General features: G+C 54.1%; 20 protein-coding genes. 12 read left to right on the plus strand and 8 right to left on the minus strand.

From position 1 onward, the window contains the following. Positions 1–59: 59 nt before the first annotated feature. The gene (locus VPX56_RS09680; protein ID WP_326471377.1) at positions 60–671 is read left to right on the plus strand and encodes a helix-turn-helix transcriptional regulator; all 612 of its coding nucleotides are present in this window, start codon (positions 60–62) and stop codon (positions 669–671) included. Here the strand turns inward: VPX56_RS09680 and fdhF are convergent. The 4 genes from fdhF to ycgZ form a co-directional block, all read right to left on the minus strand. Then, entirely contained in the window at positions 648–2,798 is a 2,151-nt protein-coding gene (fdhF, locus tag VPX56_RS09685; RefSeq protein ID WP_326471379.1) for a formate dehydrogenase subunit alpha, read from the minus strand. The two genes, VPX56_RS09680 and fdhF, sit on opposite strands and share 24 nt — an antisense overlap. A 192-nt stretch (positions 2,799–2,990) precedes the next feature. Then, positions 2,991–3,269 (minus strand): biofilm development regulator YmgB/AriR family protein, encoded by a 279-nt coding sequence (locus VPX56_RS09690; protein WP_131634423.1) that lies wholly within the window; start codon positions 3,267–3,269, stop codon positions 2,991–2,993. Between the two features lie 29 nt (positions 3,270–3,298). Beyond that, entirely contained in the window at positions 3,299–3,619 is a 321-nt protein-coding gene (locus tag VPX56_RS09695; RefSeq protein WP_263609333.1) for a hypothetical protein, read from the minus strand. A 3-nt stretch (positions 3,620–3,622) separates the two neighbouring features. Further along, complete coding sequence (ycgZ, locus tag VPX56_RS09700) at positions 3,623–3,862, minus strand: regulatory protein YcgZ (protein ID WP_148418990.1); 240 nt, start codon at positions 3,860–3,862, stop codon at positions 3,623–3,625. A 340-nt stretch (positions 3,863–4,202) separates the two neighbouring features. Between ycgZ and VPX56_RS09705 the strand changes: the two genes are divergently transcribed. The 11 genes from VPX56_RS09705 (at position 4,203) to ldtE (ending at position 14,502) form a co-directional block, all read left to right on the plus strand. Beyond that, entirely contained in the window at positions 4,203–5,423 is a 1,221-nt protein-coding gene (locus VPX56_RS09705; protein WP_131634426.1) for a diguanylate phosphodiesterase, read from the plus strand. Between the two features lie 189 nt (positions 5,424–5,612). Beyond that, positions 5,613–6,341, plus strand: a complete 729-nt coding sequence (locus VPX56_RS09710) for a MerR family transcriptional regulator (protein WP_131634427.1) — start codon at positions 5,613–5,615, stop codon at positions 6,339–6,341. A 147-nt stretch (positions 6,342–6,488) separates the two neighbouring features. Continuing rightward, positions 6,489–6,857 (plus strand): hypothetical protein, encoded by a 369-nt coding sequence (locus VPX56_RS09715; RefSeq protein ID WP_326471389.1) that lies wholly within the window; start codon positions 6,489–6,491, stop codon positions 6,855–6,857. Further along, positions 6,857–7,363, plus strand: coding sequence for a YqhG/Tai3 family protein (locus tag VPX56_RS09720; protein WP_131634429.1), 507 nt, complete (start codon positions 6,857–6,859; stop codon positions 7,361–7,363). The genes VPX56_RS09715 and VPX56_RS09720 overlap by 1 nt, the downstream gene beginning before the upstream one ends. A 513-nt stretch (positions 7,364–7,876) precedes the next feature. Then, positions 7,877–8,245, plus strand: a complete 369-nt coding sequence (gene sufA / locus VPX56_RS09725; protein ID WP_131634430.1) for a Fe-S cluster assembly scaffold SufA — start codon at positions 7,877–7,879, stop codon at positions 8,243–8,245. An 8-nt stretch (positions 8,246–8,253) separates the two neighbouring features. Next, positions 8,254–9,744: a Fe-S cluster assembly protein SufB gene (gene sufB / locus VPX56_RS09730; RefSeq protein ID WP_131634431.1), complete on the plus strand. Its 1,491-nt coding sequence runs from the start codon at positions 8,254–8,256 to the stop codon at positions 9,742–9,744. 9 nt (positions 9,745–9,753) lie between these two features. Then, complete coding sequence (sufC, locus tag VPX56_RS09735; RefSeq protein WP_131634432.1) at positions 9,754–10,500, plus strand: Fe-S cluster assembly ATPase SufC; 747 nt, start codon at positions 9,754–9,756, stop codon at positions 10,498–10,500. Then, positions 10,475–11,743, plus strand: coding sequence for a Fe-S cluster assembly protein SufD (sufD, locus tag VPX56_RS09740; protein ID WP_131634433.1), 1,269 nt, complete (start codon positions 10,475–10,477; stop codon positions 11,741–11,743). Before sufC ends, sufD begins: the two co-directional genes overlap by 26 nt. Then, a complete protein-coding gene (sufS, locus tag VPX56_RS09745; RefSeq protein ID WP_326471394.1) occupies positions 11,740–12,960 on the plus strand; it encodes a cysteine desulfurase SufS in 1,221 nt (406 codons plus the stop codon). Before sufD ends, sufS begins: the two co-directional genes overlap by 4 nt. Positions 12,961–12,974: 14 nt before the next feature. Then, entirely contained in the window at positions 12,975–13,391 is a 417-nt protein-coding gene (gene sufE / locus VPX56_RS09750) for a cysteine desulfuration protein SufE (protein ID WP_263609340.1), read from the plus strand. Between the two features lie 97 nt (positions 13,392–13,488). After that, complete coding sequence (gene ldtE / locus VPX56_RS09755) at positions 13,489–14,502, plus strand: L,D-transpeptidase LdtE (RefSeq protein WP_326471396.1); 1,014 nt, start codon at positions 13,489–13,491, stop codon at positions 14,500–14,502. Positions 14,503–14,562: 60 nt separating this feature from the next. Here ldtE and lpp read toward each other — a convergent pair whose 3' ends face one another. From lpp to VPX56_RS09770, 4 genes are all read right to left on the minus strand, one after another. Then, positions 14,563–14,799, minus strand: coding sequence for a murein lipoprotein Lpp (lpp, locus tag VPX56_RS09760; protein WP_001082307.1), 237 nt, complete (start codon positions 14,797–14,799; stop codon positions 14,563–14,565). Positions 14,800–15,110: 311 nt separating this feature from the next. After that, complete coding sequence (gene pykF / locus VPX56_RS09765) at positions 15,111–16,532, minus strand: pyruvate kinase PykF (protein ID WP_326471398.1); 1,422 nt, start codon at positions 16,530–16,532, stop codon at positions 15,111–15,113. A 7-nt stretch (positions 16,533–16,539) separates the two neighbouring features. Next, complete coding sequence (gene ynhH, locus VPX56_RS23060; protein WP_427854509.1) at positions 16,540–16,836, minus strand: protein YnhH; 297 nt, start codon at positions 16,834–16,836, stop codon at positions 16,540–16,542. Positions 16,837–16,909: 73 nt separating this feature from the next. After that, complete coding sequence (locus tag VPX56_RS09770; RefSeq protein ID WP_326471400.1) at positions 16,910–18,055, minus strand: trans-sulfuration enzyme family protein; 1,146 nt, start codon at positions 18,053–18,055, stop codon at positions 16,910–16,912. Positions 18,056–18,057: the final 2 nt, after the last annotated feature.

Genomic DNA, 18,057 nt, shown 5'->3' on the forward strand with positions numbered 1-18,057 from the left:
GTTACTTTGCCAGCGTAAGGGCGCGATGAATGGTGAATATACTTATCAATGAGTCCAATATGTTTTTACAGTTTGGGCTTACGAAACTGTTTACGGATACGTTGTCACAATTAACAAAACAAGACCTGTGTTTTGACTCTTGTTTTACCGCCAAAGGCGTAAGAGCGGCTGACGTTATCGTTCTCTCCCTCTGTGCGGGAGAGTATCTGACCTGTTTTCCTGAGCTACAGGAACGAAAAAAAGGGTTCGTGATTGGGCTTGTTGAAGACCTTACCCTGGTGAATGCGCTGCCGGATTGCTTTCAGGACGTTATTTTCATTTCGCGTCGAGCGACGCTTTCTGAGTTTACCGAGGCTCTTACGCACGCCTGGCAGAGAGGCATTGTTCAGAGTGACTCAGGATCGCTGATGTCGTGCATCGACTGCCAGCAGAATAAATTATCGCCTCAGCAGGCCCGCATTATCCTTGGTTTTTATCGAGGGCTGTCGGTCGCCAAAATAGCCGATGAATTAAGCGTCAGTGATAAAACCGTATTTACGCATAAATATATAATTATGAATAAGTTCAGGCTGCGCAGCGACTATGAACTGGTATCGCTGCTTAACAAGGTAGCCAATGCAAAGAGGCTCGCACTGCGAGCCTCTGCCTTAAACGTTTACCGCGCTGATTAACCGCGTCTTCATCGTCTGATAGGCTGACGCCGCAAAATCCTCCGCCCAGCGCTGATCCTCAATCGCCTCCAGCTGCACCGCGCAGTACTTCGTTTCCGGCGTTTTGGATACAGGGTCAAGGTTATCCTGCGTCAGCTCGTTGCAGGCGCCGATCCACCATTGATAGGTCATATAGACGGCCCCAGCGTTAATACGCTCGCTGATGCTGGCCCGGGTAATGACCTTGCCCCTGCGTGACCGCACCCACACCAGCTGACCGTCGGCAATGGCCAGCTTATCCGCGTCGGCAGGGTTCATCTGAACGCGTCCCGGCTCGTCGGCCAGGCTTTGCAGCGCGGCACAGTTGCCGGTCATTGAACGACAGGAGTAGTGGCCGACCTCGCGGACGGTACACAGCACCAGCGGATATTCCTCATCCGGCGTTTCAGCCGGCGCGCGCCAGGCGGCGGCAAACAGCTGGCCTTTGCCCGTCGGGGTGTCGAACTGATTGTCTTTGTACAGGTACGGCGTGCCGGGGTGATCGAGCGTCGGACACGGCCACTGAACGTGGCCCATCTCGCCCATCTTTTCGTAGGTCACGCCGTAAAAAAGCGGACACAGCTCGCGCATCTCATCCCAGATCTGCTGGTCAGAATCGTAATGCATCGGATAGCCCATTTCGGCAGCCAGCAGGCAAATGATTTCCCAGTCGCGCTTCACGTTGCCGCTGGCTTCGATAGCCTTGCCAAAACGCTGGAAGCCGCGATCGGCGCAGGTAAAGACGCCGCCGTGTTCCCCCCATGACGTGGCGGGGAGCAGAACGTCCGCCACCTCTGCCGTTTTGGTCATAAAGATGTCCTGAACCACCACGAAATCGAGCGCCTCAAACCCGCGACGAACCAGGCCCAGATCGGCCTCCGTCTGCAGCGGATCTTCCCCCATGATGTAATACGCTTTAATTTTACCCTCAAGCGCGAGGTGCGGGACCTCGGTGATGCGCGTGCCGACGCGATCGTCCATTTTGCTAACGTCTATCTTCCAGGCATCGGCAAATTTTTGCCTGACCGCCAGGTCGGTAACTTCCTGATAGCCGGGAAACATGTTTGGCAACACGCCCATGTCGCACGCGCCCTGAACGTTGTTCTGGCCGCGGACCGGGCCAACGCCCACCGCCGGGCGGCCGAGGTTGCCGGTCAGTAAGGCCAGGCTGGACAAGCCTTTCACTACATCCACCGCCTGACCAAACTGCGTGACGCCCATGCCCCACATCACCGTGGCGGACGGTGCGGCAGCAAAGGTACGCATCGCCTGGCGCACGTCGCGCGCCGGAATACCCGTCAGATGTTCGACGTTTTCAGGGGCGTAGTCTTTAACCGTCTGGCGATAGGCTTCAAGCCCTTCCGTAAAGCGAGCAACATAATTTTTGTCGTACAACTCCTCGTCAAGCAACACGTAGCCAAACGCGTTCACCAGCGCCATATTGCTGCCGTTGTTGAGCTGCAGATGCTGGTCGGCAATGCGTGCCGTCTCAATGCGGCGCGGATCGCAGACGATGATCTTTGCGCCGTTTTCACGGGCTTTCAGCACGCGGCGGGCGACGATAGGGTGCGAATCGGCGCAGTTATAGCCGAACACCAGCAGGCATTTTGAGTTTTCGATGTCGTTGATTGAATTGCTCATCGCACCGTTGCCCAGCGTTTCCTGTAAACCCGCCACGGAAGGGCCATGACAGACGCGGGCGCAGCAGTCGACGTTGTTGGTGTTGAGCACCGCGCGGGCAAACTTCTGCATCACAAAGTTAGTTTCATTCCCCGTGCCCCTGGAGGAGCCCGTCGTCATGATTGACCGCGGGCCAAACTGTTCCTTAATGCTTTTAAGTTTCTGGGCGGTATAGCGGATAGCCTCTTCCCAGGTGACGGGAGTCAATGCCTCTCCTTTGCTGTAGCGGATCATCGGTTGCGTCAGGCGGGGAGTCAGCAGGCGAGTATCGTTAAGGAAGTCCCAACCGTAAAATCCTTTCAGACATAACGTACCCTGATTGGTCACGCCGTTTGCCGCTTCGGCACGGATAATACGGTTATTTTCCACGATGAGATTAAGTTTGCAGCCCGCTCCACAGTAGGGGCAGACGGTGGCGATTTTTTTCATCAATAACAGACCTGTTAAGAAATGAAGCAATAAATAACTGGATAGCCCAGTCCCGTAAACGGTACTAAGCAGGATCTATGCCACATTGACTTTTCAGGTTTCGCGGGGCGTAACAGGAGGGGAGAGCGTGTCATCGTCAGAAGGGTCGTCAGAAGTGACGATGACACGTAGCAGACGGTGAAAGACGAAACGTTAAAGATCGTCCATCGTATAGCCCACGACAATCTCTAAGGTTTTGCGGATAACGTCGGCCTTTACCACATCGTCCGTCACTTCCAGCGTCTGGATCAGCCACAGAATGATGGCCTTATTGGTTAAATGTCCTTCCGAGGCAAGGACACAGCGTACTGCAGTAGAAAAAACAGCGGACTCTTCAGCAAATCGCTCGCCAGCATGGCGAAAATATTCCGATAACGCACTATCCAGGAAAGCGGAATGGTATTCGGGTTGAAGCTGAATATTTTGTCTCATTTGTTCTCACCGTAGCTGTAAGGTTGTAGTCAATGTATTTTCTTGGGGTCGGACGGTTTTCCATTTCCAAATAAAGGCACTACATTGTCTCTGTTATGTTTAAGAGATCCCTCTCTTACGTTTCGTCCTTGTGCGGTTCTGTGACGTTTAAAGTCGATGGTGCTTGATCCAATTTCGGCAATCACCATCGCAAGTGTCTCCCGCCGCAGGGGATCCGTTTCATGCGCTTTCATGCTACGCAGACGCTGAACAAGACCATCGGTAGTAACAGGCCCGCGCTCTTTCAGTAATGAAAGAACGGCTTCACCGATTAGCTGGTCGATCAGTCGGTCTGCGTCACTGCTGTTCATACGTTACCGTTCAAAGAGCAGGCCAAGCAGCATGTGATAATGCTGTTCCTCTTCGGGGCCATCGGCCTTTTCGAGTCGACTTAAGAGTTTGGTGCAGAGCGATTTGCGATTGAGGTTTCGCCCGTCGCTAAGAATTTCAACAACCACCTGGCCCAGCGTCTCCTGCTGAGTAGGAAGCGCGGCTTTTTCGAAGTACTGCGCGATAGCTGCTGCTGAATCTGCGACATAACCGTTCTGGTGCATGTTTCGCTCCTGTAAAAATCCGTAATCAGTAACGTTACATTTAAGGTATACACTTTTTTTAAATCTGTACATGCAAAATGTACAGATTTTTAGAATTATTTGGATATATTTTATAATATTGTTATTTTTCATTGCGTTAAAGTTGTATTGTTTTACGGTATCGTTACAGGATATATTGTACAACAGTGGGTTGCGATAAAGAGTTGTACACGCCAGTCCTAAACATACCAACCTGCGGTAACTTGTTGAGATGTAAATTATTTGTTAGGTAATTAATGTGCTATAAAAGAAGTCTACCCACGAAAAATCGTGGCTTATCCTATTAACCCCCAGGAATAGCATGCTAACGACCATCATTTACCGCAGTCATATCTGCGAGGACGTTCCAGTGAAAGCGCTGGAAGAAATGGTAGCTGCTGCAAACAGTAAAAATCGGCATTCCAATGTCACGGGGATCCTGCTTTTTAACGGCACACATTTCTTTCAACTGCTCGAAGGACCGCTGGAAGACGTAACGGCAATCTATCAGAATATTTGCCGCGATACGCGCCATCACAATGTGGTGGAATTATTGAGCGATCATGGTCCTAACCGCCGCTTCGGCAACGTGGGAATGGAGCTGTTCGATCTGCGTAAGTACGACAGAGACGAAGTGCTGCAGCAGGTGCTGGATAAGGGCACGACAAAGTATCAGCTGACCTATAACGATCGGGCTTTGCAGTTTTTCCGTACCTTTGTCGAAGCGACAGAAAAAGCGAACTATTTTGAGCTGCCTGAGGCAAATTCCTGGGACTTTATCCCTGAGGAGACGCCGCTGTCCTTACAGCCGGAAGTGGTTGCGAAAGGGGCGGACTGCAGTTTTGCTTTCCAGCCTATTGTCGATCCCTTCATGCAGCAGGTTGTCTCCTGGGAAGCGCTTATTCGCACCCGTTCCGGCGAATCGCCTGCCGCCTATTTTGACGCTCTGCCGCGTGAAGATGTGTATACAGCGGATTTGAAAAGCAAACAGATTGCGCTCTCGATGGCCAGCGCGCTTGGCCTGCAGGAGCAAACGCTCTCGCTCAACCTGCTGCCGATGACGATCGTAAACGTGCCAAATGCAGCGGACTTTTTGCTGACCGCCATCGAAGCGAATGGCTTTGTGCCGGAGCAGATCGTGGTGGAGTTTACGGAAAGCGAAGCCATTTCGCGCTTCGACGAGTTCACCCACTCCGTACGACAGTTAAAAAGCGCGGGCATCAGCGTGACGATCGACCACTTCGGGGCGGGTTTTGCCGGGCTGCAGCTGCTGGCGCAGTTCCAGCCGGACAGAATTAAGATTAATCGCGATCTGATTGCCGATGTCCACAAGAGCGGCCCACGGCAGGCGATCGTTCAGGCGATCATCAAATGCTGCGCGTCGCTTGAAATTCAGTTCTGCGCCGTGGGCGTAGAGAAGCCTGAAGAGTGGATGTGGCTCGAGTCGGCGGGTATTTCGCAGTTTCAGGGCAACCTATTTGCCAGCCCTCGGCTGGGCGGTATTCCTGCCATTGCCTGGCCTGAGAAAAAGTTCGGATTTTGACTAAGTTGTACGTTATCCTTCCGGGGTATCTGTACGAACGGTCAAATTTATACAACAATGTATTAACGAGTGGATGGTTTTATCCACCATCCCCTTGTCTCAGAACGAGGCGTTAGTTATACAAATGGTTTGTACAATCTGATAAGGTTGGTTTGGTTGGGTATGGAAGTATTGAGCGTGAGGGAGTTAATGGCCTATTACAGTATCGGCGAAGTGGCCGAACGATGCGGTATCAACCCCGTTACGCTGCGTGCCTGGCAGCGCCGTTATGGATTGTTGAAGCCGCAACGCAGCGAAGGGGGTCATCGTCAGTTTGACGACGAGGATATCCTGCGGATTGAAGAGATCAAGCGCCTGATGAAAAGCGGCGTCTCGGTCGGAAAAGTAAAAGCCTTGCTGGAAAACAAGGAAGTGATGACCCAGGGCAACTGGGCAACGTTCCAGGAAGAGATGTTAACGGTTCTGCGTTACGCCAGCCCGGCGAGGCTGCGTGCCAAAATAGGTGAGTTTCGTCGCGATCATTCGATGGATGCGCTTATCGATAATATTATCACTCCCGTTCGTCAGCGAATGAATCAGGACCAAAACACGGTGCGTCATATGGCGAGCCTGCTTGACGGCGTGCTGATTGAGTTTGCCATTGCCAGCCTTGCGGAATCACGCAAAAAGGCCGGCAAAGATGCGCTGCTGATTGGCTGGGAGTGTGATGACCGCACCCATCTGTGGCTCGAGGCTGCGCGCCTTGCCCATAAAGGCTGGCATATTGACGTTTTGGCTGAACCTATCGATTCACCTCGACCAGAACTCTTCCCTGGGCAAAATATCTTTGTCTGGACGGGACAGCCGCCTTCGCCTCGTCAGCAGGAACAGCTTGACCACTGGCGCGAACAGGGGTTCTCGGTTTCATTCCACCATTGATTTAAGGGGTCCGTGAGGGCCTTTTTTGTTTTTACTCCTCCTCGATTAACCTGCGCAAAATCTCTCTAAAGAATAGGCATTTTTTATCCACAATAAATAAAGGGTTAACGTGATAATTTCATTCTTACTTACTTAAAGGAACTAAGAATGAGTTGGAATAAAGACGTTGCTATTTCGTATCTCAGATCGCACGCCCTGGGGCACTCGCATAGTGAATGCGCTAAGTTTACCCGCCTGGCCATCCTGGCTGGGGGGGTTAAAGTATCTAACACAGATTACGCAAAAGATTATGGGGCGGAGTTATTGCGTGCAGGATTCAGTGAACTGCCGCCCGGTTCAACGTTAATTTCTGGCGATGTGGCTGTGATACAGCCTTACCCCGGTGGAAATGGCATAGGTCACATGACCATGTATGACGGCACGCGTTGGATTTCCGACTTTGTTCAAAAAAGCATGTATCCGGGGCCTGGGTACCGCAAAATGCAACCATCCTTTAAAATTTACAGGATGCATTGATGAAAAGAGTATTTTTATCATTCGTTATTTTGTTGGTGGGATGTAGTTCGGCTGCCAATCGAGATCGGAGTGCGCAAGACGTTACCGAATCATTTTATAGATCCTATCTTTCCGCATTCGGCAGCGATGAAGCCAGGATTTATCCTGCCGACGAACTGCGTAAATATGTTTCTGCTGATACTGTTGCTCGCATCTGCGCCATACAGGAAATCTCTGAACAAGAGTTAATTGAGTCTGACTATTTTACGTATACCCAGGATTACTCTCGCCAATGGATACCTGCATTACGCGTGGAAGACGGAAGGCCATTTTTAAACGGTGAAGTCGTCCAGGTAACTGAGGGAACTGGCGGCGGGAGAAGCATACACCTTGAAGTATTTCTTCGTCGGGAAGATGATGCATGGAAAATCTATCGCGTTCGTGACGTCACGAACAATCACGAGCATCCAATATTTAGTGCCGGGGCAGTTGCCCAGGCAAAGGCCGCAGCAGAAAGCGGACTTTAAATCGTAGTCAGCATCAACCCCGGTTTTACATACCGGGGTTTTTCATTCTCTCTGTGTCCGCCATCCCGCAGGCTTTTTTCTGAACAAACGCTGACTGCCTGAAGTGCTGGCGATGCTATACGCGAACCCGTCAGAAGCATTCCTCATTATTGCAATCATGGCTGGTGGTGCTTTTGTCCGGTATTATCCGCACCCGTAAAAACTAACCTGCTGATTTAACAGTACTTGCCTGATTTCGCAGAAAGTCAAAAATCTATCTCAAAAATAGGCATTTCCGATGCATATTTTACCTTTCTACTTATCACGCCGATTAAGTTAACAAAATCCATTATTTATCAATGCATTGAACAATTACGTCCATCCCGCCCGCATCTTCTGACAGGGTCTATGCTTAGTAAAAGCAGCCAAAAAGGGCGGTTTAGCCTAAAGCCCCTGCTCGCAAGGGGTTGAAGTGATAATCGTTATCACTAACATGGTGTTATGCCCCTGAGGCTTATTACACGAGGTGGACCTATGGAATTACATTCAGAAACCTTCAATCCGGCCGATTTCGCCTGGCGCGGCCTCACGCTCACGCCATCGGCTGCGGCGCATATCCACGAGCTGGTAGCGAAAAACCCCGATCTCCTTGGCGTGCGTCTGGGCGTGAAGCAAACCGGCTGTGCGGGTTTTGGCTACGTGCTGGATACGGTTACAGAGCCCGCAAAAGACGATCTGGTCTTTGAAACCGACGGCGCAAAGCTGTACGTCGCGCTTCAGGCGATGCCCTTCATCGACGGCACTGAAGTGGACTACGTGCGTGAAGGCTTAAATCAATTATTCAAATTTCATAACCCGAAAGCCCAGAACGAATGCGGCTGCGGCGAAAGCTTTGGGGTATAGGCGGTACTATGTCTCGTAATACTGAAGCAACGAGTGATGTAAATACCTGGGGCGGCGGACACCTTAATTACAAAGAAGGGTTCTTCACGCAGCTGCAGACCGACGAGCTGGCCAAAGGCATCAACGAAGATGTCGTGCGCGCCATCTCGGCTAAACGCAACGAGCCAGAGTGGATGCTCGAATTTCGCCTGAGCGCTTTCCGCGCCTGGCTCGAAATGGACGAGCCGCACTGGCTGAAGGCGCACTATGACAAGCTGAACTATCAGGATTACAGCTACTACTCCGCGCCGTCCTGCGGCAGCTGTGACGACACCTGCGCCTCGCAGCCCGGCGCGGTGCAGCAAACCGGAGCCGACAACAGCTTCCTGAGCAAAGAGGTTGAAGAGGCCTTTAACCAGCTTGGCGTGCCCGTACGAGAGGGGAAAGAGGTGGCGGTTGACGCCATTTTTGACTCCGTCTCGGTGGCAACAACGTACCGCGAGAAGCTGGCGGAGCAGGGGATCATTTTCTGCTCCTTCGGTGAAGCCATCCACGACCACCCGGAACTGGTGAAAAAGTACATCGGCACCGTCGTACCGAGCAACGATAACTTCTTTGCGGCGCTCAACGCGGCGGTGGCGTCCGACGGAACCTTTATCTACGTGCCCAAAGGCGTGCGCTGTCCAATGGAGCTGTCGACCTATTTCCGCATCAACGCGGAAAAAACCGGCCAGTTTGAACGCACCATTCTGGTGGCCGATGAAGGCAGCTACGTCAGCTATATCGAGGGCTGTTCCGCTCCGGTACGCGACAGCTATCAGCTGCACGCGGCGGTGGTGGAGGTCATCATTCACAAGGATGCTGAAGTAAAATACTCCACCGTGCAGAACTGGTTCCCGGGCGATGGTAATACCGGCGGCATCCTGAACTTCGTCACCAAGCGCGCGCTGTGCGAAGGCGAAAACAGCAAGATGTCCTGGACGCAGTCCGAGACCGGCTCCGCCATCACCTGGAAATACCCGAGCTGCATTCTGCGCGGGGATAACTCCATCGGCGAGTTTTACTCGGTGGCGCTGACCAGCGGACATCAGCAGGCCGATACCGGCACCAAGATGATCCACATCGGTAAAAACACCAAATCGACCATCATCTCGAAAGGGATCTCAGCCGGGCATAGCCAGAACAGCTACCGCGGGCTGGTGAAAATCATGCCGACGGCGACCAACGCGCGTAACTTCACCCAGTGTGACTCCATGCTGATAGGCGCTGACTGCGGCGCGCACACCTTCCCGTATGTGGAATGCCGCAACAACAGCGCCCAGCTTGAGCACGAGGCGACCACGTCGCGCATCGGTGAAGACCAGCTCTTCTACTGCCTGCAGCGCGGGATCAGCGAAGAAGATGCCATTTCAATGATTGTGAACGGCTTCTGTAAGGACGTGTTCTCTGAGCTGCCGCTGGAATTCGCCGTTGAAGCACAAAAACTCCTCGCCATTAGTCTTGAACACAGCGTCGGTTAAGGAAAGTACATGTTAAGTATTAAAGATTTACAGGTTAGCGTGGAAGACAAAGAGATCCTGCGCGGTCTCAATTTTGAGGTCAAGCCGGGTGAAGTTCACGCCATCATGGGGCCAAACGGCTCCGGGAAAAGTACGCTTTCGGCGACGCTGGCAGGACGTGAAGATTATGAAGTGACGAGCGGCACGGTCGAGTTTAACGGCAAAGACCTGCTGGACATGTCGCCGGAAGATCGCGCCGGAGAGGGCATCTTCATGGCCTTCCAGTATCCGGTGGAAATCCCGGGCGTCAGCAACCAGTTCTTCCTGCAGACGGCGCTGAACGCGGTGCGGAAGTACCGCGGCCTGGACGCGCTGGACCGCTTCGACTTCCAGGACCTGATGGAAGAGAAGATCAAGCTGCTGAAAATGCCGGAAGATCTGCTGACCCGCTCCGTTAACGTCGGCTTCTCTGGCGGCGAGAAAAAGCGTAACGATATTCTGCAGATGGCGGTGCTTGAGCCCGAGCTGTGCATTCTCGATGAGACTGACTCCGGGCTGGATATCGACGCCCTGAAAATTGTCGCCGACGGGGTGAACGCCCTGCGCGACGGCAAGCGCTCGTTCATTATCGTGACGCACTACCAGCGTATTCTGGACTACATCAAGCCGGACTACGTCCACGTGCTTTACCAGGGGCGTATTGTGAAATCCGGCGATTTTACGCTGGTTAAACAACTGGAGGAGCAGGGTTATGGCTGGCTTACCGAACAGCAGTAATGCGCTCCAGCAGTGGCATCGTCTGTTTGAAGCGCAGGGTGAAAACCGGTCTGAACAGGCTCAGCAGCATCTTCAGCAGGTGCTGCGCCTGGGGTTGCCAACGCGCAAGCACGAGAACTGGAAATATACGCCGCTTGACGGCCTGCTGAACGGCGAATTTGTTACCCGCACGGCGATGATTGGCCAAAGCCAGCGTGACGCCCTGGCGCTGACCGTCGACGCAGTGCGTCTGGTGTTCGTTGACGGTGCGTACCGCCCGGAGCTGAGCGACGACGCTCAGGAGAGCGGGTTTGAGATCGCCGTTAACGACGAGCGCCAGGGGTTGACTACGGCAGTCCAGCCAGACGTGTTTCTTCACCTTACCGAAAGCCTGGCGCGGTCCGTGACCCATATCCGCGTGAAGCGTAATCAGCGCCCCGCAAAACCGCTGCTGCTGATGCACATCACCCAGGGGCTGGACGGGGATGAGATCAACACGGCGCACTATCGTCATCACCTTGAGCTGGCAGAAGGCGCGGAAGCGACGGTGCTGGAGCATTACGTCAGCCTCAACGAGACCCGTCACTTTACCGGGGCGCGCCTGACGATGAACGTGGCCGCCAATGCCCAGCTTCACCATATCAAGCTGGCGTTTGAGAATCCGGTCAGCCACCACTTCGCCCATAACGATATTTTGCTTGGGCAGGATGCGGCGGCCTTTAGCCACAGCTTCCTGCTCGGCGGCGCGGTGCTGCGTCACAACACCAGCACCCAGCTTAACGGCGAAAACACCACGCTTCGCATCAACAGCCTGGCGATGCCGGTGAAATCGGAAGTGTGCGATACCCGCACCTGGCTTGAACACAACAAAGGCTACTGCAACAGCCGTCAGCTGCACAAAACCATCGTCAGCGATAAAGGCCGTGCGGTGTTTAACGGCCTGATAAACGTGGCCCAGCACGCGATCAAAACCGACGGGCAGATGACCAACAACAATCTTTTGTTAGGGCGTCTGGCTGAGGTGGACACAAAACCGCAGCTGGAAATCTATGCCGATGACGTGAAGTGCAGCCACGGCGCAACGGTTGGGCGGATCGATGACGAACAGATGTTCTACCTGCGCTCCCGCGGCATCGATCGGCAGGCGGCGCAGAAGATGATTATCTACGCGTTTGCCGCCGAGCTGACGGAAGCGCTGCACGATGGCGTATTAAAACAGCAGGTGCTGGCGCGCATAGGCCAGCGTCTTGGAGGCGAAGCATGAGTTTTCCCGTAGAGAACGTACGGGCAGATTTTCCGGTTCTGACCCGTGAGGTGAACGGTCTGCCGCTGGCCTATCTCGACAGCGCTGCCAGCGCTCAGAAACCGAATCAGGTGGTGGACGCCGAGGCAGAATTCTATCGCCACGGCTACGCCGCCGTGCATCGCGGTATTCATACATTGAGCGCCGAGGCGACCCAGCGTATGGAGAACGTGCGCACGCAGGTGGCCGCTTTCCTGAATGCTCGCTCGCCGGAAGAGCTGGTGTTCGTGCGCGGTACCACCGAAGGGATCAACCTGGTCGCGAACAGCTGGGGCAACGCGCAGGTTCGCGCGGGCGATAACATCGTCATCACCCAGATGGAGCACCATGCCAATATCGTGCCGTGGCAGATGCTCTGTGAGCGCGTGGGTGCCCAGCTGCGGGTGATCCCGCTAAATGTAGACGGAACCCTGCAGCTCGAGCAGCTGGACGCCCTGCTGGATGCGCAGACGCGCCTGGTGGCGGTGACGCACGTCTCTAACGTGCTGGGCACGAAAAACCCGGTAGCGGAGATTATCGAGAAGGCGCACCGGGCGGGCGCGAAGGTGCTGATTGATGGCGCTCAGGCGGTGATGCACCACGCGGTTGACGTCCAGGCGCTGGACTGTGATTTTTACGTTTTCTCTGGCCACAAGCTGTACGGGCCGACCGGGATTGGCGTTCTGTATGTGAAGGAAGATATCCTGCAGGCAATGCCGCCGTGGGAAGGGGGCGGTTCGATGATTGCCACCGTCAGCCTGTCGGAAGGGACAACCTACGCGCGCGCGCCGTGGCGCTTCGAAGCTGGCACGCCCAATACCGGCGGTATCATCGGGCTGGGCGCGGCAATTTCATATGTCACGTCCATTGGGCTGGATGCCATTCAGGCGTACGAGCAGCAGCTGATGCGCTATGCGCTGCAGGCGCTTGCCGGCGTGCCGGATCTGACGCTCTACGGTCCGGCCGAGAGGCAGGGCGTTATTGCCTTCAATCTGGGCAAACACCACGCCTATGACGTGGGCAGTTTCCTGGATAACTACGGCGTCGCCGTGCGTACGGGCCACCATTGCGCGATGCCGCTAATGGCGTTTTACCAGGTGCCGGCAATGTGCCGCGCGTCGCTGGTGATGTACAACACAACGGAAGAGGTCGATCGGCTGGTGGCGGGACTGAAGCGTATTCACCAGCTGCTGGGCTAACGGAGAGGCACACGATGGCAGAACTGCCGGACAGAGACAAACTGCTGCGCAACTTTGGGCGTTGCGCAAACTGGGAAGAAAAATACCTCTACATTATTGAGCTGGGGCAACGCCTGCCGCCTCTCAGCGAAGAGGCGCACAGCCCGGAGAATATTATTCAGGGCTGCCAGAGCCAGGTGTGGATTGTGATGGAGCAGGGACAAGACGGCGTGATTGAGCTGCAGGGCGACAGCGATGCCGCCATTGTAAAAGGGCTTATCGCTGTCGTGTTTATTCTCTATCACCAGATGTCGGCGCAGGATATCGTCGCGTTTGACGTTCGCCCGTGGTTTGAAAAAATGGCGCTGACCCAACACCTCACTCCCTCCCGGTCGCAGGGGCTGGAAGCGATGATTCGCGGCATTCGCGCTAAAGCCGCAATCATTAGCTAGACTTACAGGACAGCATTCATTCTGTTTCGCGAGGTGGTTCCCGCCTCGCTGGTTTTTCAGCTTTCTGGCGTTCTGTCAGTGAATAAGGAATCTCAGCATGAAGCGCGCGTCTCTAATAACTCTATTACTCCTTGGTTCGCTCGGTGCTCTTAATTCGGCCAGAGCGGTAGATTATCCCTTGCCGCCCGCAGGCAGCCGCCTGATTGGGCAAAATCAGACCTACACGATCCAGGAAGGCGACAATAAGCTGCAGGCCATCGCCCGGCGGTTTAATACTGCAGCGCAGCTTATCCTTGAAACCAATAATACTATTGCACCGGTCAACCCTGCGCCGGGTACCGTCATTACCATCCCTTCACAAATGCTGCTGCCGGACACGCCGCGTGAAGGCATCGTGGTCAATCTGGCGGAGCTACGGCTGTACTATTTCCCGCCCGGGGAGAATATCGTTCAGGTGTTCCCGCTCGGTATCGGGCAGCTTGGGCTGGAAACGCCGGTCAGCACCACGCGCGTGAGTCAGAAAATCCCCAATCCTACCTGGACGCCGACAGCGGGCATCAGAGCCCGCTCGCTGGAGCAGGGAATAAAATTACCGCCAGTAGTACCCGCAGGGCCCAATAACCCGTTAGGGCGCTTTGCACTGCGTTTAGGCATCGGTAATGGGGAATATCTTATTCACGGGACGAGTGCACCGGACAGCGTGGGCCTGCGGGTCAGCTCGGGCTGTATGCGCATGAACGCGCCGGATATCAAAGCCCTGTTTGAACAGGTGCGCGTGGGGACGCGGGTGCAGATTATCAACGAGCCGGTGAAATACGCCACCGAGCCGGACGGTAAACGTTATATCGAAGTCCATCGTCCGCTGGCGCAGGTTGAAGGCGAAAACCCGCAAATCTCGCCAATAACCCATTCCGCTGACTTTGCGACCTTTGTGTCTCAGGCGGGCAGCGATAAAGCGCTCATTGAAAAAGCCTTATCGCGTCGCGCGGGGATCCCGGTTGCGGTATCGGCCGGTAGCGGCCCATCAGCCAGCAATAGCGTGTTGTCGGTACAGAACAGTAGGGCGTCAGCCGCGGTAGCTGAAGATGAAGGGGAGAAGGTGACGCAGTAGCGGTTTACGACAGGCAAAAAAAATGGCGCACAATGTGCGCCATTTTATTAACAGGTACTATTACTTACGGTATTTAGTAGCCTGGTTGTCCAGACGCTGGTTAGCGCGAGCTGCGTCGTCTTTAGCAGCCTGAACGTCGGAACGCATTGCGTTCACGTCGTTGCTCAGCTGGTCAACTTTAGCGTTCAGAGTCTGAACGTCAGAAGACAGCTGATCGATTTTAGCGTTGCTGGAGCAACCTGCCAGCAGAGTAGAACCCAGGATTACCGCGCCCAGTACCAGTTTAGTACGATTCATTATTAATACCCTCTAGATTGAGTTAATCTCCATGTAGCGTTACAAGTATTACACAAACTTTTTTAGGTTGAGAATATTTTTTTGATGGGAATACGCCTATTTTTGATCGTTCGCTCAAAGAAACAACGAATTCGGCATTTTTGTCGAAAAAGCTATGTTAAAAAAGGCATTTTTCATCGGATTCATCTTAGATAAATCGCGATTAAATAGAAAAACCCGATTTGCTTTTTGAATAGATTTGGCTAATGCCGGGAATAAAAAAAGCGCCCCGCAGGACGCTTTTTATCAAAAATTAATTCGTTCGGGAATTATTACAGCACGTGAACAGATGCGGTATTGGTTGTACCGGCTGGTACCAGTGCACCTGAAACCATCACCACAACGTCACCTTTCTGTGCCAGACCCTGGTCAACGAGCTGCAGGGCAACTTCTTTACCCAGACGGTAGAAATCATCGGTAGACGCGATCTCTTTCACCAGGTGTGGAACCACGCCTTTGCTCAGCACCAGCTGACGGGCAGTGGTTTCGTTGGTGGTCAGCGCCAGGATGGTGGCATCCGGGAAGTATTTACGGATAGCGCGCGCAGATTTACCGCCCTGAGTGGCAACCACGATCAGCGGTGCTTCCAGTTTCTCAGCAGTTTCTACCGCACCGCGGCACACGGCTTCGGTGATGCGCAGCTTGCGGCTGTCGTTGTTGTAGTCCAGACGGCTGGTCATCACGCGGTCGGTACGCTCACAGATGGTCGCCATGATAGAAACGGCTTCCAGCGGGTATTTACCTTTTGCGGATTCGCCGGACAGCATCACGGCATCGGTACCGTCGAGGATGGCGTTAGCCACGTCGCCTGCTTCTGCGCGGGTCGGGCGTGGGTTTTTGATCATGGAGTCCAGCATCTGCGTTGCAGTGATAACCACTTTACGCGCGCGAACGCATTTCTCGATCATCATCTTCTGCGCGAAGATCACTTCTTCAACCGGGATTTCAACGCCCAGGTCGCCACGCGCAACCATGATGCCGTCAGACGCTTCGAGGATTTCGTCGAAGTTGTTCAGGCCTTCCTGGTTTTCAATTTTGGAGATGATCTGGATGTTTTCGCCGCCGTGTGCTTTCAGGTGCTCACGGATTTCAACGACGTCAGAACGTTTACGGATGAAGGATGCCGCAACGAAATCAACACCCTGCTCGCAGCCGAAGATCAGGTCTTGTTTGTCTTTTTCAGCCAGCGCCGGCAGTGCGATGGAAACGCCCGGCAGGTTAACGCCTTTGTTCTCGCCCAGGTCGCCGTTGTTCAGCACTTTACAAATAACATTTTTGCCTTCGATAGCGGTAACTTCCATACCGATCAGGCCGTCATCCACCAGAACGGTGTTGCCAACGGCGAGATCGCTGGTGAAGCCTTCGTAAGTCACGGCAACGATTTCGTTGTTGCCCACAACAGACTTGTCGGTGGTGAAGGTAAAGGTCTGACCCGCTTTCAGGGAAACGTCGTTGCCGCCTTCCAGCTTGATGGTGCGGATTTCAGGACCTTTGGTGTCCAGCAGGATCGCTGCTTTCTTACCGGTCTTGCTCATCACGTTGCGCAAGTTCTGGATACGTTGACCGTGCTCAGCATAGTCGCCGTGGGAGAAGTTCAGACGCATCACGTTCATGCCAGCGTCCAGCATTTTGGTCAGCATCTCTTCAGATTCGGTTTTCGGGCCGATAGTACAAACAATTTTCGTCTTTTTCATGACAGTCTTAGTCTTTAAGTTGGGAAGGATATGGAAATCTCGCTCCAGGGGCGCAGTGCCGCGGAGTCAAACCTGTGTTGCAAAAGAGTATATGACACGCACTAAGGATAGGAGACATCAAATGAGCGTGCAGAAGAAAGTGTGCCTGAGTGACAGCCCAACGAAGGAGTGGAGAAGTTGTACGTTGTTTTTTGTATTCCAAGCGCTGAAACCATTCACCAGGGATTTGGCGCGCATTATACGCTGATTTTAAGATAAAAGGAAAATGGAAACGGTGTTTCAGAAATAATCTGTGCAGTTTCACATAATATTGTTATCAAGGCGTTAAGGCATAATGACAACTTATGGCGGCAGGGGAGTGACCTGCCGCGTTTTGCCTATTTTTGCAGCGCCTGGCTAAGGTCGGCGATCAGGTCTTTTGCGTCTTCGATGCCCACGGACAGGCGGATCAGCTGCGGTACAATGCCGTTTGCCAGCCGTTGCTCAAGCGGAATAGATGCGTGGGTCATGCTGTAGGGCTGGCTCACCAGGCTCTCCACGCCGCCCAGGCTTTCTGCGAGGGTGAACAGCTTGAGGTTGCGGATCACCTCGGTGGCGCGTTGCGCATCACCCTTGACCACGACAGAAATCATGCCGCCGGGCAGCGCCATCTGCGTGCGGGCAAGCTGATATTGCGGATGCGATTCCAGGCCGGGATAGAAAACCTTTTCGACCAGAGGATGCTGTTCAAGCCATTGCGCAATCTCCAGCGCGTTAGCGCTGTGCTTTTCCATGCGCAGGGCAAGGGTGCGGATCCCGCGCAGGGTCAGGAAGCTGCTGAAGGGATCGAGCACGCCGCCGACGGCGTTTTGCAGATAGCCCAGCTTATCCGCCAGTTCCTTGTTATCCCCGACAACCGCCAGCCCGGCCACCACGTCGGAATGGCCGTTCAGGTATTTGGTGGCGGAGTGCACGACGATATCAAATCCCGACGCCAGAGGACGGTGAATGACCGGCGAGGCGAAGGTATTGTCCGCCACGCTGATGACGTGATGACGACGGGCAATGTCGGCAATTGCCGCCAGATCCGCCAGCTTCAGCAGCGGGTTGGTTGGCGTTTCCACCCAGACCATACGCGTATCCGGGCGTATGGCGGCCTCCAGCCCGGCTAAATCGTCCGGTTTAACCCAGCTTACCTGCAGGCCGGTGCTGCGCTTGCGCACGTTTTCAATCAGGCGGTACGTCCCGCCGTAAACGTCATCAATGGCGACAATATGGCTGTCTTTATCCAGCAGCTCGAGCACGGTGGAGATGGCCGCCAGGCCGGAGGCAAAGGCGTAGCCGCGCGTGCCGCCCTCCAGCTCGGCAATCGCCGTTTCCAACGCGTGGCGGGTGGGGTTGCCGCTGCGGGAATACTCGTAGCCGGTAAGTTCCCCCGGCGAGGGTTGCGCAAACGTCGAGGTGGCGTATATCGGCGGCATCACCGCGCCGTGCTGGTCGTTGAACTCGCCGCTGTGTACGCTCAGGGTAGCCAGGTTTTTCATCA

Source organism: Enterobacter wuhouensis (assembly GCF_035835995.1).
GTDB lineage: Bacteria > Pseudomonadota > Gammaproteobacteria > Enterobacterales > Enterobacteriaceae > Enterobacter > Enterobacter wuhouensis.

Coding starts and splice junctions, on each gene's coding strand:
- VPX56_RS09680 (WP_326471377.1), top strand. CDS start 60: ATGTTTTTACAGTTTGGGCTTACGAAACTGTTTACGGATACGTTGTCA.
- fdhF (WP_326471379.1), bottom strand. CDS start 2,798: ATGAAAAAAATCGCCACCGTCTGCCCCTACTGTGGAGCGGGCTGCAAA.
- VPX56_RS09690 (WP_131634423.1), bottom strand. CDS start 3,269: ATGAGACAAAATATTCAGCTTCAACCCGAATACCATTCCGCTTTCCTG.
- VPX56_RS09695 (WP_263609333.1), bottom strand. CDS start 3,619: ATGAACAGCAGTGACGCAGACCGACTGATCGACCAGCTAATCGGTGAA.
- ycgZ (WP_148418990.1), bottom strand. CDS start 3,862: ATGCACCAGAACGGTTATGTCGCAGATTCAGCAGCAGCTATCGCGCAG.
- VPX56_RS09705 (WP_131634426.1), top strand. CDS start 4,203: ATGCTAACGACCATCATTTACCGCAGTCATATCTGCGAGGACGTTCCA.
- VPX56_RS09710 (WP_131634427.1), top strand. CDS start 5,613: ATGGCCTATTACAGTATCGGCGAAGTGGCCGAACGATGCGGTATCAAC.
- VPX56_RS09715 (WP_326471389.1), top strand. CDS start 6,489: ATGAGTTGGAATAAAGACGTTGCTATTTCGTATCTCAGATCGCACGCC.
- VPX56_RS09720 (WP_131634429.1), top strand. CDS start 6,857: ATGAAAAGAGTATTTTTATCATTCGTTATTTTGTTGGTGGGATGTAGT.
- sufA (WP_131634430.1), top strand. CDS start 7,877: ATGGAATTACATTCAGAAACCTTCAATCCGGCCGATTTCGCCTGGCGC.
- sufB (WP_131634431.1), top strand. CDS start 8,254: ATGTCTCGTAATACTGAAGCAACGAGTGATGTAAATACCTGGGGCGGC.
- sufC (WP_131634432.1), top strand. CDS start 9,754: ATGTTAAGTATTAAAGATTTACAGGTTAGCGTGGAAGACAAAGAGATC.
- sufD (WP_131634433.1), top strand. CDS start 10,475: ATGGCTGGCTTACCGAACAGCAGTAATGCGCTCCAGCAGTGGCATCGT.
- sufS (WP_326471394.1), top strand. CDS start 11,740: ATGAGTTTTCCCGTAGAGAACGTACGGGCAGATTTTCCGGTTCTGACC.
- sufE (WP_263609340.1), top strand. CDS start 12,975: ATGGCAGAACTGCCGGACAGAGACAAACTGCTGCGCAACTTTGGGCGT.
- ldtE (WP_326471396.1), top strand. CDS start 13,489: ATGAAGCGCGCGTCTCTAATAACTCTATTACTCCTTGGTTCGCTCGGT.
- lpp (WP_001082307.1), bottom strand. CDS start 14,799: ATGAATCGTACTAAACTGGTACTGGGCGCGGTAATCCTGGGTTCTACT.
- pykF (WP_326471398.1), bottom strand. CDS start 16,532: ATGAAAAAGACGAAAATTGTTTGTACTATCGGCCCGAAAACCGAATCT.
- VPX56_RS09770 (WP_326471400.1), bottom strand. CDS start 18,055: ATGAAAAACCTGGCTACCCTGAGCGTACACAGCGGCGAGTTCAACGAC.